Origin of the sequence: Pseudoxanthomonas suwonensis 11-1 (genome assembly GCF_000185965.1) — a bacterium.
GTDB lineage: Bacteria > Pseudomonadota > Gammaproteobacteria > Xanthomonadales > Xanthomonadaceae > Pseudoxanthomonas > Pseudoxanthomonas suwonensis_A.
Genome location: NC_014924.1, coordinates 1,646,677 through 1,660,184 on the forward strand (window position 1 = coordinate 1,646,677; position 13,508 = coordinate 1,660,184).

Annotated in this window: 16 protein-coding genes; all 16 read right to left on the bottom strand. The window is 72.3% G+C overall.

The window, feature by feature from the left end; genetic code table 11:
- Positions 1–12: 12 nt before the first annotated feature.
- Positions 13–531 (bottom strand): flagellar basal body-associated FliL family protein, encoded by a 519-nt coding sequence (locus tag PSESU_RS07530; RefSeq protein ID WP_013535166.1) that lies wholly within the window; start codon positions 529–531, stop codon positions 13–15.
- A gap of 238 nt (positions 532–769) precedes the next feature.
- Positions 770–1,930: a flagellar hook-length control protein FliK gene (locus PSESU_RS15685; RefSeq protein WP_013535167.1), complete on the bottom strand. Its 1,161-nt coding sequence runs from the start codon at positions 1,928–1,930 to the stop codon at positions 770–772.
- Entirely contained in the window at positions 1,927–2,382 is a 456-nt protein-coding gene (fliJ, locus tag PSESU_RS07540) for a flagellar export protein FliJ (RefSeq protein WP_013535168.1), read from the bottom strand. The genes PSESU_RS15685 and fliJ overlap by 4 nt, the downstream gene beginning before the upstream one ends.
- Positions 2,379–3,794: a flagellar protein export ATPase FliI gene (fliI, locus tag PSESU_RS07545; RefSeq protein ID WP_013535169.1), complete on the bottom strand. Its 1,416-nt coding sequence runs from the start codon at positions 3,792–3,794 to the stop codon at positions 2,379–2,381. Before fliI ends, fliJ begins: the two co-directional genes overlap by 4 nt.
- Complete coding sequence (locus PSESU_RS07550; RefSeq protein ID WP_013535170.1) at positions 3,791–4,417, bottom strand: FliH/SctL family protein; 627 nt, start codon at positions 4,415–4,417, stop codon at positions 3,791–3,793. Before PSESU_RS07550 ends, fliI begins: the two co-directional genes overlap by 4 nt.
- Positions 4,414–5,403, bottom strand: a complete 990-nt coding sequence (gene fliG / locus PSESU_RS07555) for a flagellar motor switch protein FliG (RefSeq protein WP_041764649.1) — start codon at positions 5,401–5,403, stop codon at positions 4,414–4,416. Before fliG ends, PSESU_RS07550 begins: the two co-directional genes overlap by 4 nt.
- A 13-nt stretch (positions 5,404–5,416) precedes the next feature.
- The gene (gene fliF, locus PSESU_RS07560) at positions 5,417–7,138 is read right to left on the bottom strand and encodes a flagellar basal-body MS-ring/collar protein FliF (RefSeq protein WP_013535172.1); all 1,722 of its coding nucleotides are present in this window, start codon (positions 7,136–7,138) and stop codon (positions 5,417–5,419) included.
- Positions 7,139–7,155: 17 nt separating this feature from the next.
- Positions 7,156–7,533, bottom strand: a complete 378-nt coding sequence (gene fliE, locus PSESU_RS07565) for a flagellar hook-basal body complex protein FliE (protein ID WP_013535173.1) — start codon at positions 7,531–7,533, stop codon at positions 7,156–7,158.
- 188 nt (positions 7,534–7,721) lie between these two features.
- A complete protein-coding gene (locus tag PSESU_RS07570; RefSeq protein WP_013535174.1) occupies positions 7,722–9,188 on the bottom strand; it encodes a sigma-54 dependent transcriptional regulator in 1,467 nt (488 codons plus the stop codon).
- Positions 9,185–9,565, bottom strand: a complete 381-nt coding sequence (locus tag PSESU_RS07575; RefSeq protein WP_013535175.1) for a response regulator — start codon at positions 9,563–9,565, stop codon at positions 9,185–9,187. The genes PSESU_RS07570 and PSESU_RS07575 overlap by 4 nt, the downstream gene beginning before the upstream one ends.
- A gap of 18 nt (positions 9,566–9,583) precedes the next feature.
- Positions 9,584–11,014 (bottom strand): RNA polymerase factor sigma-54, encoded by a 1,431-nt coding sequence (gene rpoN / locus PSESU_RS07580; protein ID WP_013535176.1) that lies wholly within the window; start codon positions 11,012–11,014, stop codon positions 9,584–9,586.
- A 210-nt stretch (positions 11,015–11,224) separates the two neighbouring features.
- Positions 11,225–11,866 (bottom strand): response regulator, encoded by a 642-nt coding sequence (locus PSESU_RS07585; protein ID WP_013535177.1) that lies wholly within the window; start codon positions 11,864–11,866, stop codon positions 11,225–11,227.
- 96 nt (positions 11,867–11,962) lie between these two features.
- Positions 11,963–12,538, bottom strand: a complete 576-nt coding sequence (locus tag PSESU_RS07590; protein WP_013535178.1) for a PilZ domain-containing protein — start codon at positions 12,536–12,538, stop codon at positions 11,963–11,965.
- On the bottom strand, positions 12,535–12,768 hold the full coding sequence (locus PSESU_RS07595) for a hypothetical protein (RefSeq protein WP_013535179.1): 234 nt from the start codon (positions 12,766–12,768) through the stop codon (positions 12,535–12,537). Before PSESU_RS07595 ends, PSESU_RS07590 begins: the two co-directional genes overlap by 4 nt.
- Positions 12,769–12,770: 2 nt before the next feature.
- On the bottom strand, positions 12,771–13,064 hold the full coding sequence (locus PSESU_RS07600) for a hypothetical protein (RefSeq protein WP_013535180.1): 294 nt from the start codon (positions 13,062–13,064) through the stop codon (positions 12,771–12,773).
- Positions 13,061–13,471 carry a flagellar export chaperone FliS gene (gene fliS / locus PSESU_RS07605; RefSeq protein ID WP_013535181.1) on the bottom strand — a complete coding sequence of 137 codons (411 nt, stop codon included), beginning with the start codon at positions 13,469–13,471 and terminating at the stop codon, positions 13,061–13,063. The genes PSESU_RS07600 and fliS overlap by 4 nt, the downstream gene beginning before the upstream one ends.
- Between the last annotated feature and the right edge of the window lie 37 nt (positions 13,472–13,508).

The window sequence follows — 13,508 nt, forward strand, 5'->3', positions numbered from 1 at the left end:
GGCGCGGGCGCCTTACTGGGTCACGAAGCTGGTGAACAGCAGGGCTTCGGCGCAGGGCTTGCCGGTCTCGGTACGCATCAGCTTGCGCACCTCGGCCAGGGCCTCGGCCTGCAGCGCTTCCTTGCCGGCGCGGTTGGCGATGCCGTCGGCGGTCTGCTGGGCCAGCAGCATCAGCAGGCGGGCGCGGATCGCCGGCGCGTGCCGCTGCAGCTCGGCCAGGTCGGCGTTGTCGCGGGTCATCAGCTGGATCTCGACCTGCAGGTACTGCGGACCGTCCAGGCCACCGTTGAGGTTGACCACGAACGGCGGCTCCAGGGCCAGGTACTGCGCCTGCGCCGGGAGCTTGGGCTTGGCGGCTTCGGCCGCAGCCTGCTCGGCGGCGACGGCGCGCCGGGAACTCCAGTACCAGCCGCCGCCGGCGCCACAGGCGACCAGCACCGCGACCAGGGTGATCACCAGGGGCAGCTTGCCGCCGTCGCGGGGACGGCTGGTCGGCGTATTGCGGGGGGTCCTGTCGGCTGCGGTGGCCACGCGTCGATCTCCAGTGGATTGCATGGGACTGGATGCAAGCGGTGTGCCGGAACCGCGGCGACGGTTTGACGGCGGGTGGGAAAGGGCACTGCGGCGGCCCAGGACGCGCCTGCGTGGGTCGCGCCGGCGATCTTCCGGCGCTCATGCCCGAACGAGCGGACGGGCTAGACCCCGGCGGGATGCGCTGTATTGGGAAACCCGGCTACCCGGGAGCGGCGACCATCGGCCGCCGACGGGATCAGGCGTAGGCGTCGAGCAGGCCGCGACGCAGGACGCGGACCGGCGCCGGCGCAGGTTCATCGGCGGCCAGCTCACCGGTGGCGCCATGGCGGCCGCGTGGCGGGGCCTCGCGGTCGCCGGCCTGGCCGTCACCGACCCCGGCATGGGCCAGCTCGAAACCGTGCTGGCCCAGCATCTCGCGCAGGCGCGGCATGCCCTGTTCAAGCGCGACCCGGACCTCGGCCTGGGCGCTGCTGAAGTCGGCGCTCAGGCGCTCGCCGTCCAGCTGCAGGCGCACCTCGATCGGGCCCAGGTCCTGCGGCGCGATGCGGATCACGGCGTGGCTGAGCTTCTGCCCGGCCAGCCATTCCACATGGGCGCCGACGTCCTCGGTGAAACCGGGAGCGTTGAGCTGCGGGGTCGGCAGGCTGGCGGGAGCCGCCGGCAGGGCCGGGGCAGATGCGACCGGGTTCGCCGGGGCCGCCGGCAGCACGAAGGCCGGGGCGCTGGCGTCGGTGGTCGTCGCCGTCGGCTGTAGCTGCTGCAGGAGACGTGCGGCATCGCCGCCGCGCCCGGCGCCCGCCTGGTCGGCAGGTGCCAGCTCCGGCCCGGCGCCTTCCGCGGGTTGCAGGGAGGTGGACTGGCCGTTGCCGGCCTGGAGCGTGTCGCCCAGGCGCGGCAGCGCGGTGCCATTGCCGATGACGGACTCTGGCGCGGCGTCGGCGTCGGCGTCGGTGGCGGCATCGCCGCCCAGAGCGGTGGCAGTCGGGTTGATGCCGGTCGTGGCCGGTACGGAGGGCTCCGCCGGCGGCTGCAGCAGCCAGCCCAGGCCGGGGGGCGGCCAGGCCGCTTCGGCTCCAGCGCCGTCTTCGGCCATGTCATCGGAATCCGTGCCGGCGTCGCTGTCGCTGGCCGCGGCCAGGGTTTCTTCCGGCGCGCTCGCGCTGGCCTCGTCGCTGGCCCCGGTGCCGTCGCCCGGCTGGCGCCGATCGTCGGCGCCCACGCGCGAAGCCTTCCCGGTTTCAACCGGCTTGCCCGGACGGGCGCCTTCCGGCTGCGGCCTGCCCTCGAGCAGGCGCGCGAAGGCATTGCCGTCGCCGGACTCGCGTCCGGGCGTGGAGGAGGGCGAAGGAGCCTGCGGCGGCGAGCCGGGCAGGGCACCGACGGCGGACGTGTTCACTGCGGCTCGCCCTCCTGCCGGGCTTCCCTGGCCTCACGCACGCGGCGCGCGCCGAGGTCGTCCATCTCGCGCTGGCTGCGGCGCTCGTCGACCTTGCGTTCCTGGGCGCGGTAGCTGGCGGCCAGCTGTTCCAGCACCTGCTTGTCGCGGCTGGCCAGCAGCAGGCGCGCGCGTTCGGCGTCCAGGTGCTGGCGGCTGAGGTCGACGTTGCGGGTCTGCTGCTCGACCGCGCTTTCCAGGCGGTCGAGGAAGGCACGGCGGTTGGCCAGCTGCGCCGGGCTGATGGCGGTCATCTGGCTGGAGGCGTACTCCTCGGCGTAACGGCGCAGCTCTTCCAGGCGCGATTCCTGCAGCTCGTGCGCCCGCTGGCGCTCGGCCAGCTCGCGGGCCACCGCGTCCTCGTGTTCCTGCGCCCGGCGCAGCAGCGGGTCGATGCGGCGCGACTGCATCATGCGGCGTTCTCCTTCAGGTGCAGCACGTCATCCAGGGCCTGGCGGCTCTGCTGCAGGTCGGCCGAGCGCAGCACGTCCTGGCCCAGGAACTCCATGATCTCCGGCCAACGCGCCAGGGCCTCGTCAACCACCGGGTCGTTGCCGCGCTGGTAGGCGCCGATGGCGATCAGGTCGCGGTTGGCGTTGTAGGCAGCGACCAGGCGCTTGAGCGCGCGGATGCGCTCGCGCCAGGTCTCGTCGGCGATGTCCTGGACCACGCGGCTGACCGAGGATTCGACGTCGATGGCCGGGTACAGGCCGGCGTCGGCGATCCGGCGCGACAGCAGGATGTGGCCGTCGAGGATGGCGCGGGCGGCGTCGGCGATCGGGTCCTGCGGATCGTCGCCCTCGGTCAGCACCGTATAGAAGGCGGTGATCGAGCCGCGACCTGCCGCACCGTTGCCGGCGCGCTCGACCAGGGCCGGCAGCTTGGCGAACACGCTCGGCGGGTAACCGCGGGTGGTCGGCGGCTCGCCCACCGACAGGCCGATCTCGCGCTGGGCCTGGGCGAAGCGGGTCAGCGAGTCCATCAGCAGCAGCACGTTCAGGCCCTGGTCGCGGAACCACTCGGCGATGGCGGTGGCGCGGTAGGCACCGTGCAGTCGCGCCAGCGGCGGTCGGTCGGCGGGGGCGGCCACGACCACGGCGCGGCGCAGCCCTTCCTCGCCCAGGGTGGTCTCGACGAAATCGCGCACTTCGCGGCCACGCTCGCCGATCAGGCCCACGACGATCACGTCGGCCGAGGTGAAGCGGGTCATCATGCCCAGCAGGGTCGACTTGCCGACGCCGGAACCGGCGAACAGGCCGACGCGCTGGCCGCGGCCGATCGGCAGCAGGGCGTTGATCGCGCGCACGCCGACGTCCAGCGGCTGGATGATCGGTTCGCGCGCCAGCGGGTTTATTGCGACTCCGGCCATGCCGACGCTGCCTTCGGCGCGGACCGGGCCCTTGCCGTCCAGCGGCACGCCGTCGGAGTCGATGACCCGGCCGAGCAGGCCTTCGCCGACCTCGACGCCGCCGCGGCGGCGCACCGGCACCACCCGGGCGTTGGGCAGCAGGCCGTGCAATTCGGCGCTGGGCATCAGCGAGGTGCGGTCGCCGGCGAAGCCCACGACCTCGGCTTCGACCCAGCCGCCATCGGCCACTTCCACCTTGCAGGTGGCGCCCATCGGCGCCTCGCAGCCGGTGGCTTCCAGGGTCAGGCCGACGGCGCGGCGGAGGATGCCTTCGCGGATCAGGCCGCGTCCGGCGGCCGGGTCCAGGGCGATGCCGCCCAGGCGCATGGACAGGCGCAGGTTGCGCGCGGACAGCCAGTCGGCGGGAACGGCGCCTCCGAGCGCCGGGGCCTGGCCGTTGGCGGGAGCGGGACTCATGCGCCGGCTCCGGCCTTGTGGATCACGCTTTCCAGCGCGCCGCGCAGGCGCGCCTGGAGGGTGCCGTCGATGCGGACCGCCTCGGCGTGCACGCGCAGGTCACCACGGCCCAGGCTCGGGTCGGGCACCAGGCGTGCTTCGGATACCAGCGCCAGCATCGGTGCCAGCGCGCCGATGTCGTCCGGATGCAGGCGCACCTCGACCTCGCGGCTGGCGCCGCCGACCGCGTCCAGGGCCTCGGACACCAGCTCCGACAGCAACGCAGGGTCGGCCTGGTAGGCGCGTCCGACCAGGCTGCCGGCGATGCGCACGGCCAGGTCGCCGAGGGCGGCGGTGACCTCGTCCTCGAGGCGGGCGAGGGGGCGGGTGAAGTTGTCGAGGATGCCCTCGATCTGGGCGGTCAGGCGGCGGACCTCGGCCTGGCCCTGGGCGAAGCCTTCCTGGTGGCCCTGGGCCAGCCCGGCGGCATAGCCTTCTTCGCGCGCGGCGTCCTGGATGGCCTGGATCTCCTCCAGGGTCGGCGGCACCGGGATGGGTGCATCCTCGACCAGGGTGGCCGGTTCCGGCGCAGGCGGCGTCGCCACCTGCAGCTCCGGGGCCAGCCAGCGCACGGCGCCAGTCATACCAGCTCCTCGCCGGCGCCGTTGCTGAGGGTGATCACGCCCTCATCGGCCAGGCGGCGGACGATGGTCATGATCTCCTTCTGCGCGGCCTCCACGTCGGCCAGGCGGACCGGGCCGCGGGCCTCCATGTCCTCCAGCAGGATCTCGGCGGCGCGCTGGGACATGTTGCGGGTGATCTTCTCGCGCACCTTGACGTCGGCGCCGCGCAGGGCGATGCCCAGGCGCTCGCCGGAGACCTCGCGCAGCAGGGTCTGCAGTTCGCGGTCGTCCAGCTCGACCAGGTCGTCGAACACGAACATCAGGTCCTGGATGCGCTGGCACAGCTCGGTGTCGACCTTGCCGATCTCGCCGAGGATGGACTGGTCCTGCCCGGTCTCGAGGAAGTTGAGGATGTTGGCCGCGACCTTGACCCCGCCGATGCTGGAGGACTTGAGGTTCTGGTTGCCGGCGAACTGGCGCTCCATGATCTCGTTGAGCTCGTTGAGCGCGTTCGGCGGGATGCCGTCGAGGGTGGCGATGCGCAGCAGCACGTCGGCGCGCACGCGCTCGGGCAGGAACTTCAACGCCTCGGCGGCCTGGTCCGGGTCCAGGTGGGACAGGACGATCGCGCAGATCTGCGGGTGCTCGTTGCGCACCAGGTCGGCGACCGCGCGCGGGTCCATCCACTTGAGCGTGTCCAGGCCGGTGGTGTTGCGGCCCAGCAGGATGCGGTCGATCAGGCTGCCGGCCTTGTCCGCGCCGAGGGCCTGGATCAGCACGTTGCGGATGTAGTCGTCGGCACCGACGCCCAGCGAGGTCTGGCGCTCGAGCGCGTTCTCGAACTGGTCCATCACGTCCACCACCTGCTCGCGGCTGATGCCGCTCATGGTGGCCATGGCCAGGCCGAGCTTCTGCACTTCCTTGGCGCTCATGTGCTTGAGCACCTCGGCCGCGTCGGCCTCGCCCAGCGACAGCAGCAGCACGGCGGCGCGCTGCACGCCGGTCAGTTCACCCTGGATACTAGGCTGCTTCATTTCCCAACCAGTCCTTCACCACCTGGGCGACCCGCTTGGAGTCGGCACGGACGGCCTCGCGCGCGTTGCGCAGGCGGTCCTCGTAAGAATTCGAGGAGGGCAGGGCCATCGGCGCGCCCGGCGCCTGCAGGCCCAGCTGGGCGGTGTCCCCGGCCAGCGCCGGGATGTCCAGGTCGTCCTCCACCAGCGAGACCTCGGCGGTCGCCGGCTCGTCGCTGGCTTCCCCGGATCCGCTTTTCTTCGCGCCGGCCGGCGAGGCGATCTGGCGCAGGCTCGGGCGCAGCACGCCGAACAGCAGGGCCAGGACCACCAGGGCGCCGGCCAGCACGCGGGCGATATCGCGCATGCGCGGGTCCTCCCACCACTTCAGCGGCTCGGCCGCCGGGGCGTCCTCGCGCACGAACGGTGCGTTGACCACCGAGACCACGTCGCCGCGCGCCGGGTCGAAGCCCACCGCCTGGCGCACCAGTTCCTGCACCCGCGCCAGCTCCTGCTCGGACAGCGGCTGCAGCGCGACCTTGCCGTCGCCACCGGCGCGCGGCACGTGGTCGACCAGCACCGCGGCGGTGACGCGGCGGATGCGGCCGGCCGGCTGGCGGGTGTGCTGCAGGGTGCGGTCCAGCTCGAAGTTGCGGGTGGCGCTGCGGGAGCTGTTGCCGGCGGCGGTGGCGGTCGCCACCGTACCCGGCGCCGGGGTGCCGTCGGCGTTCTGCTGCGCGACCGCGCCCGGTGGGGTGTTGCTGGTGGCGCCGGGGATGCCCTGCGGGCCTTCGCCGGCGGTCGTGTTCTCGCTGACCTGCTCGCTGCGCAGCTTCTGCGGCTCGGCGTTGAACAGCTCGCGGGCCTCCTCGGTGACCGAGAAGTCCATGTCCACGGTGACCTCGGCGTTGACCCGGCCGCTGCCGGTCAGCGGCTCGAGCAGTTCGCGGATGCGCTGGTTGTAGGAGGTCTCCTGGCGGCGAACCTGCTCGAACTGGACCGCGCTGAGCTCGGAGGCGCTGTCGTTGCCGTTGCGGCTGATCATGCGGCCGTTCTGGTCGACCACGGTGACCCGCTCCGGGGCCAGGTCCGGGATCGAGGAGGAGACCAGGTGGACGATGGCGTCTACCTGGTTGCGCTCCAGCACCGCGCCGGAACGCAGCTCCAGCACCACCGAGGCCGAGGCGGCCTCGCGTGCGCGGGTGAAGGCGGAAGGCTTGGGGATGGCGAGGTGGACGCGGGCGTCGCGCACCGGGCGCAGGGTGGAGATGGTGCGGACCAGCTCGGTCTCCAGCGCATGCTGGTAGCGCGCGTTCTCGACGAACTGGCTGACGCCGAAGCCCGGGTCGCGCTCCATCAGCTCGAAGCCCAGGCGGCCGCTCTCGGTCAGGCCGGAGCCGGCCAGCTTGAGGCGCGCGTCGTGCAGGTTCTCCTCCGGCACCGAGATCGCGCTGGTGGCCTGGTCGATCCGGAAGGGGATCTGCGCCGCGCGCAGCAGGTCGGTGGCCTCGGCCGTGGCCTTGGGATCCAGGCCGGTATAGAGCGGGGTATAGGCCGGCTTCTGCGACCAGAAGAAGATGTACAGGCCGGCGGCGACCGCCAGCGCGATCGCCAGCAGGGTCCCGAACTTCCGGCCCAGCTGCATCTCCTGCAGCTTGACCACCGCCGAGGCCGCCTTCTCGGTGGCCTGTTCGCGGTTGAAGCTGTCCTTGGAAAGGGTCATTGCCATCTCGCTTCAGTCCCTGGTCACAGCGGCATGTTCATGACGTCCTGGTACGCCTGTACCAGTCGGTTGCGGACCTCGACGGTGGCGCGGAAGGCCACCTGCGACTGCTGCGAGGCGATCATCACCCGGGCCAGGTCCGCGCCCGGATCACCACGCTCGAACGCGGTCTGCAGCTCGCCGGCCTTGGCCTGGGCGGCGTTGACGCCTTCCAGGGCGCGGGCCAGGGTCTGGGTGAAACTCGGCGCGGCCGTGCCCTGGGTCGCGCCCGGTGCCTGCATGCCGCCCAGTCCCTGGAGCGCGTCGCTGCGCGCCACGTCGCCCGCACGCGCGGCCGCCTGGCCGAGCTGGCCCTGGTAGGCGCGGATCTGCGACAGGACGGAGCTGATCGAGTCGGTCATGGGTTTCCCTGCGGCGTGGGCCGGTGTCGTCGCAGGCAATGCAAGCGGCGTGCCACGAGGCAGGAAGCGCCCTGCGTCGGAAAACTGGCCCTGCGCCGAGGCCACCCGGACGCGGGACGCCAGAAACGCGAGTGCCCCGCGATGCGGGGCACTGCTGGGGCGACAGGGTGGGGAGCAGGCCGCGACCGTCAGCTGGCCAGCTGTTCGGCGTGCTCGCGGTCGATCCCGTACTTGCGCAGCTTCTCCACCAGGGTGGTGCGGCGCAGGCCGAGCAGCTGGGCGGCGTGGGCGACCACGCCCTGGGTGCGGTCGAGCGCGGCGCGGATCAGCTTCAGCTCGATCTGGGCCATGTGCTCGCGCAGGTCCAGGCCGTCCTCGGGCAGCTCGTTGGCGTCGTTGGCGGCGGCGGGCGACGGCGCGGCGGCCTGGGCCGGGGGGGGCACGGCGGTCGCGACCACGGCCTGGGCCGGGGCCTTGAGCACCGGCTCCACGCCGGCCGGGACGTGGGCGCGGTAGCGCGCCGGCAGGTCGTCCAGGCGCACCAGGCCACCGGGATTGAGCACGGCCAGGCGCTCGACCAGGTTGGTCAACTCGCGCACGTTGCCCGGCCAGGCGTAGCCGGCGAGGGCGGCGAGGGCGGCGTCGGCGAAGCGGATCTCGCCGCGGCCGGAGCGGGCCAGCTGGCCGGCGATGGTGGCGACCAGCGCCGGCAGGTCGTCGGTGCGCTCGCGCAGGGCGGGCATCTCGATGGGGAACACGTTGAGCCGGTAGAACAGGTCCTCGCGGAACTGGCCTTCGGCGATCCGGTCCTCGAGGTTGCGGTGGGTGGCGGCGATCACCCGCACATTGCACTTGATGGTCTGGTTGCCGCCGACGCGCTCGAAGCTGCGCTCCTGCAGCACGCGCAGCAGCTTGACCTGCATCGGCAGGCTCATGTCGCCGATTTCGTCCAGCAGCAGGGTGCCGCCCTCGGCCATCTCGAAGCGGCCCTTGCGCGCGCTCAGTGCGCCGGTGAATGCGCCCTTCTCGTGGCCGAACAGCTCGCTTTCCAGCAGTTCGGGCGGGATCGCGCCGCAGTTGATGGCCACGAACGGGCCGTCGCGGCGGGCCGACTGCTGGTGGATGGTGCGGGCGACCACTTCCTTGCCGGTGCCGGATTCGCCCAGCACCAGGACGGTGGTGTCGAACGGGGCGACCTGGCCGATCATCCGGCGCAGGCGCTGCACCGCCGGGCTGGTGCCGGTCGGGCCGTCGTCGGCGCCGGTGCCCTGCTGCTCGGCGTCCAGGCGCTTGAGGCTGGCGCGGCGCAGGCAGGCTTCCAGCTGGGCGTGGCGGATCGGCGACTCCAGCGGCCAGACTCCGGCCTCGTGCAGGCCGTGGGTGGCGGCGAAGCCGGCGGTGTCGCCCTCCAGCAGCAGCACCGGCGGCGGCACCGGGGCGGCGCCCAGCCAGTTGAAGAAGTCACGCGCGGCCGCGGCATCGTCCAGTGATCCAACCACCACCGCCATCCAGTCGGTGGGGCGCTGGCGGCTGGTGGACACGTCCCCGGGGCAGGACGCCCAGCGCGGGTTGAGGTCCATGAACTCCAGCAGCCCGCACAGGTGCTCGGCCCGGGTGGCCTGGCTGTCGATGACGAGGATGCGCGATTCGCTCATGACGCTTGGACTCCGGCAAGGCGCTCCAGGATCGGGACCACTTCCTGGAGGTAGGACAGCTTGCTGACGAAGCCGTCGGCACCGGCACGGGTGGCGTGCTCGCGGTGCTCGGCGTCGTCGAAATGGCTGGCGATGACGATGAAGGGCGGCTCGTCCTGCGCCTTGATCAGGCGGGTCGCCTGCAGGCCGCCCATCTCGGGCATGGCCAGGTCCATCAGCACCACGTCGGGACGCAGCGCCTCGGAACGTTCGATAGCCTCCAGCCCGTTGCCGGCGGTGCCGGCCACGTCCAGCCACTCCAGCTTGCGGAAGTGGCGCATGGCGGCGTTGATGAATCCCTCGTGGTCGTCGACCAGCAGGACGCGGATCTTGCGCATCGGGCTACTCCGGGGGTATCAGCCCGCGCGGGCCAGTGTGGCCGCGGGGGCGGCGCGCCGGCGTTCGCGGGCGGTGGGGATGGACAGCTGCTCACGATACTTTGCGACCGTCCGGCGCGCGATATGCACGCCCTGGCGGGCCAGCAACGCGGCGATGGCGTCGTCGGCCAGCGGCCGGCCGGCCGGTTCGGATTCGATCAGGCGCCGCACCATCGCCCGCACGGCGGCGCCGGAGACGTTGGCGCCCTCCAGGCGGACGGCGAAGAAGTGCTTGAGCTCGAAGGTACCGCGCGGGGTCTGGATGTACTTGCCGCTGGTGATGCGCGAGACGGTGGACTCGTGCATGCCGATCTCGTCGGCCACTTCCTTGAGGGTCAGCGGGGCCATGGCCTCCTCGCCCTGGACCAGGAACGCGGCCTGGCGCTCGACCAGCACCTTCGTGGTACGCAGCAGGGTGTCGTAGCGCATGGACAGGCCGCGGGTCAGCCAGCGGGCCTCCTGCAGCAGCTCGCGCAGGGCGCCGGCGCCTTCGCCGTCACCGGACTGGGCCAGGGCGCGTTCGTAGCCGGCGTTGATCGCCAGGCGCGGTGCGGTCGCCGGGTTCAGTGCGACGCGCCACTGGCCGTCGGCGTGCCAGGCCACCACGTCCGGGACGATGTAGCCGTCGTCGGCTTCCATGGCCCCGTGCAGCGGGCGCGGCTGCAGCGAAAGGATCAGGCGAACCGCCTCGGCGACGTCGGCCTCTTCGACCTGCAGGCGCGCGGCGATCGCGGCATGGTCGTGGGCGGCCAGCGCATCCACGCAGGACTCCAGGATCCGCGACGCCAGGTGGCGGCCCGGGCAGGGCGAGGGCAGGGCGGCCAGCTGCGCCTGCAGGCATTCGCCGGCATCGCGCGCGGCCAGGCCGGCGGGTTCGCCGTGCAGCAGGCGGTGGCGGATGGCCTCGATGCGCTCGGCGGCGACATCGAAGCGGGCGGTGGCGCGTAGCAGCAGGGCGGCGTGGTCGCCGTCCAGGTAGCCGGCGTCGTCGCAATGCTCCAGCCAAAAGGCGGCGATCTCCAGCTGCGCCGGGTCCAGTTCCAGGGACAGGGCCTCTAGCACGCGCACGCAGGGGTCACTGGAACCACTGTCGGCGATCCGCTGCATGCGGTCCTCGCCTTCGCCGCTCCAGCTGGCGCCGGGCACGTCCCACATCGAAGGTTCGGGCAGCTCGTCGAAGGCCGCGGTCTCGACGGCGGCCGCTTCCCCGGGGGCCACGTCACCGGCGGCGGGCGCCTGGGCTTCGGCCTGGGCCTCCTCCTCCAGTTCCAGCATAGGATTGAGTTCGAGCGCGCGGTTCACCTCGAGCTGCAGCTGCTGCGCGTTGAGCTGCAGCAGCCGGATCGACTGCAGCAACTGCGGCGTCAGGTTCAGCTGCTGGCCGAGCTGGGCGGACTGGATGGCCTTCATCTTGCATTCCCCGGAACCGGCGCTCGATTGATGGCGCCGATGGGTGCCATCGTGCACGCCTTGTGACGGCGGAATAATCGGGGGGTGCCTGAGCCGGGAGGGTGTTTTCCCTACGTCGTGTAGGGGTTATCCCCACAAGGCTGTTGTTTTTCCGGCATCCGGTCACGCCGCAAGGCGATCGGGGCGGCGGAATTCCGCCGGCAGGGGGTCTCAGCCCAGCTCGTGCTGGTGCCTGACCGCCAGCAGCACCAGTTCGCTGGCGCGGCGGCATCCGAGCGCTTCCATCATCCGCGCGCGGTGGGTTTCCACCGTCTTCACGCTGATCCCCAGGCCGCTGGCGATTTCCTTGCTGCTGAGGCCCTGGCCGATCTGGGCCAGGATCTGGCGCTGGCGCGGCGGCAGGGCGGCGACGCCCTCCGGCCGCGACTGGCGCGAACGTCCGATCAGCGGCGCGATCATCCGCGAGGAAATGCGCGGGCTGAGGAACACCTCGCCACTGGCCGCTGCACGCAGGGCCAGTTCCAGCTCCAGCGGCGCCGCATCCTTGACCACGAAGCCGGCGGCGCCGCGATCCAGCGCGTCACGCACGTGCATCGGATCGTCGTGCATGGACATCATCACCACCCGGGTCTCCGGGCTCTGCCCGAGGATGCCGCTGAGGGCTTCCAGGCCGGTGCGGCCGGGCAGGGACAGGTCCAGCAGGACCAGGTCGGGGCGGTGGATCGCGGCCAGGTCGATGGCCTGGTCCGCGTTGGCGGCCTCGGCGACCACGTCCACGCCGTCGAAGGTCTGCAACAGCCGGCTCAGCCCTGCGCGGACCAGGGTGTGGTCGTCAACGATGAGAACTCGCACGGGTTGCTGCAATCCCCGGAAAAACCCCGGTCACCTTAGCCCATGGCCGGGGGCTTTGGTACCCGCCGCGACCGGCATCACAACTTTGTCAGGGACTTAGCGCCGCCGGGCGTCGGCGACCTGACGCCGGTGCATCCGGAACAGGTGGCGGCCCATGGCGTCCTCCAGCCCCTGTGGCAGGGCCGGGAAACGCAGCCAGGCCCAGCTGGCGTCGGCGTCCTGGGCAGTGGCGCTGACGATCACCGGCAGCTCCAGGTCGTCCGGGAGCCAGTCCACCGGCTGCAGGCGCACGGCGCCGGCCGAGTCCACGGCGGGGAGATCGGTCCCGGCCGGCAGCTGGAGGCGCAGGCCGCGGACCGACCAGCGCAGCGGGGTGGCCGGCAGGGCCGGGTTCCCCTGGCGTACCAGCCGGCCCAGCAGCAGCAGGACCAGGTCGAGCTTGGCGTCCAGGCGCTGGGCGAGGATCGGCAGCTCGCCGCGCTTCTCCTCACCCGGTTCGTCGCTGCGCAGGTCCTCGACCTGGGCCAGGCCCAGCAGCATGGACTCGGCCTGGGCAGTGCGGGCCTGGCCGCCGGGCAGGAAGCAGGCGGGAAGCACGCCGTCGCAGGCCAGGACGTCGCCGAACAGGCCGCTTTCGGCCATCTGTGCCTGAGCGGGCCAGGTGGGGGTCATGCCGTGCCTCCGGGCAGGTTGCCGTCGTCGGCCAGCATAAGATGCTGGAGCTGCAGCAGCCCACGCAGGGCCTGCAGCGGGGCATGCGCGCCGGTGGTCTCGATGAACTCGCGCAGCCGCGCATCGTGCCCGGCCAGGACGTCGCCGGCGGTGCCGAAATCCTCGCGGTCCAGGGCCTGGCGCAGGGAGGCCAGGTCGTGCAGCAGGGCGGCGAGGGTGGCGGCTGGCATGGTCAGCTCACGGTGTAGGCGTGGACCGCGCGGTTGGCCTGGCGCTGCTGGCGCATCAGTTCCTGCAGCTGGGCCTGGCGCGCGCGCATGGCGGCGATGGCGTCCTGCTGCCGCTGCTGCAGGTCCAGGATGCCGTCGCGCAGCGCCGAGGCACCGGCGCTGGCGCAGAACTCGCGCACCGCCTGGTCGTAGGCATCGATCATCGGTGGCATGGCGTCGATCTCGCCACGCTCCAGCGCCGCGCCGATCAGGTCCATGGCCTCGTGCAGGCTGGCCAGGCGCTGCGCCGGGGTCATGACGGCACCGCGCTGCGCTGGGCCTGCGGAATGGAGTTCCAGGCCGCCTCGACCTCGCCCAGCAGGTCCAGCGACTCGGACAGGGCCGCCCGGTCGTTGTGCAGGTTGGCCTCGGTCAGGCGGCGGATGAGGTAGTCGTACAGCGAGGACAGGTTGGTCGCCAGCTGGCCGCCGGCCTCATGGTCGAGCGAGCCGTTGAGGTGGCCGATGATCGCGCAGGCCTCGCCGATCGCCTTGCCCTTGAGGGCGATCTCGCCCTGGTCCAGGCAGGCCTGGGCACGGCGGATGCGCTGGGTAGCCCCCTCGAACAGCATGGCGACCAGCTGGTGCGGATCGGCCTCGGCCACGCGGGCGGAGATGGCAGTCCGGCGGTACTGGTCGGCCAGGTTGCGCTTGGCGGCGTACATGATGGTTGGTCCTCGTAGCGGTCTGGGAGCGGCGGCC

Excerpts from the sequence above, each read along its gene's own strand:
- fliJ (WP_013535168.1), bottom strand. The coding sequence starts at position 2,382 with ATGATGCAGTCGCGCCGCATCGACCCGCTGCTGCGCCGGGCGCAGGAA.
- fliI (WP_013535169.1), bottom strand. The coding sequence starts at position 3,794 with ATGAGTCCCGCTCCCGCCAACGGCCAGGCCCCGGCGCTCGGAGGCGCC.
- PSESU_RS07550 (WP_013535170.1), bottom strand. The coding sequence starts at position 4,417 with ATGACTGGCGCCGTGCGCTGGCTGGCCCCGGAGCTGCAGGTGGCGACG.
- fliF (WP_013535172.1), bottom strand. The coding sequence starts at position 7,138 with ATGGCAATGACCCTTTCCAAGGACAGCTTCAACCGCGAACAGGCCACC.
- fliE (WP_013535173.1), bottom strand. The coding sequence starts at position 7,533 with ATGACCGACTCGATCAGCTCCGTCCTGTCGCAGATCCGCGCCTACCAG.
- PSESU_RS07570 (WP_013535174.1), bottom strand. The coding sequence starts at position 9,188 with ATGAGCGAATCGCGCATCCTCGTCATCGACAGCCAGGCCACCCGGGCC.
- PSESU_RS07575 (WP_013535175.1), bottom strand. The coding sequence starts at position 9,565 with ATGCGCAAGATCCGCGTCCTGCTGGTCGACGACCACGAGGGATTCATC.
- rpoN (WP_013535176.1), bottom strand. The coding sequence starts at position 11,014 with ATGAAGGCCATCCAGTCCGCCCAGCTCGGCCAGCAGCTGAACCTGACG.
- PSESU_RS07590 (WP_013535178.1), bottom strand. The coding sequence starts at position 12,538 with ATGACCCCCACCTGGCCCGCTCAGGCACAGATGGCCGAAAGCGGCCTG.
- PSESU_RS07595 (WP_013535179.1), bottom strand. The coding sequence starts at position 12,768 with ATGCCAGCCGCCACCCTCGCCGCCCTGCTGCACGACCTGGCCTCCCTG.
- PSESU_RS07600 (WP_013535180.1), bottom strand. The coding sequence starts at position 13,064 with ATGACCCCGGCGCAGCGCCTGGCCAGCCTGCACGAGGCCATGGACCTG.
- fliS (WP_013535181.1), bottom strand. The coding sequence starts at position 13,471 with ATGTACGCCGCCAAGCGCAACCTGGCCGACCAGTACCGCCGGACTGCC.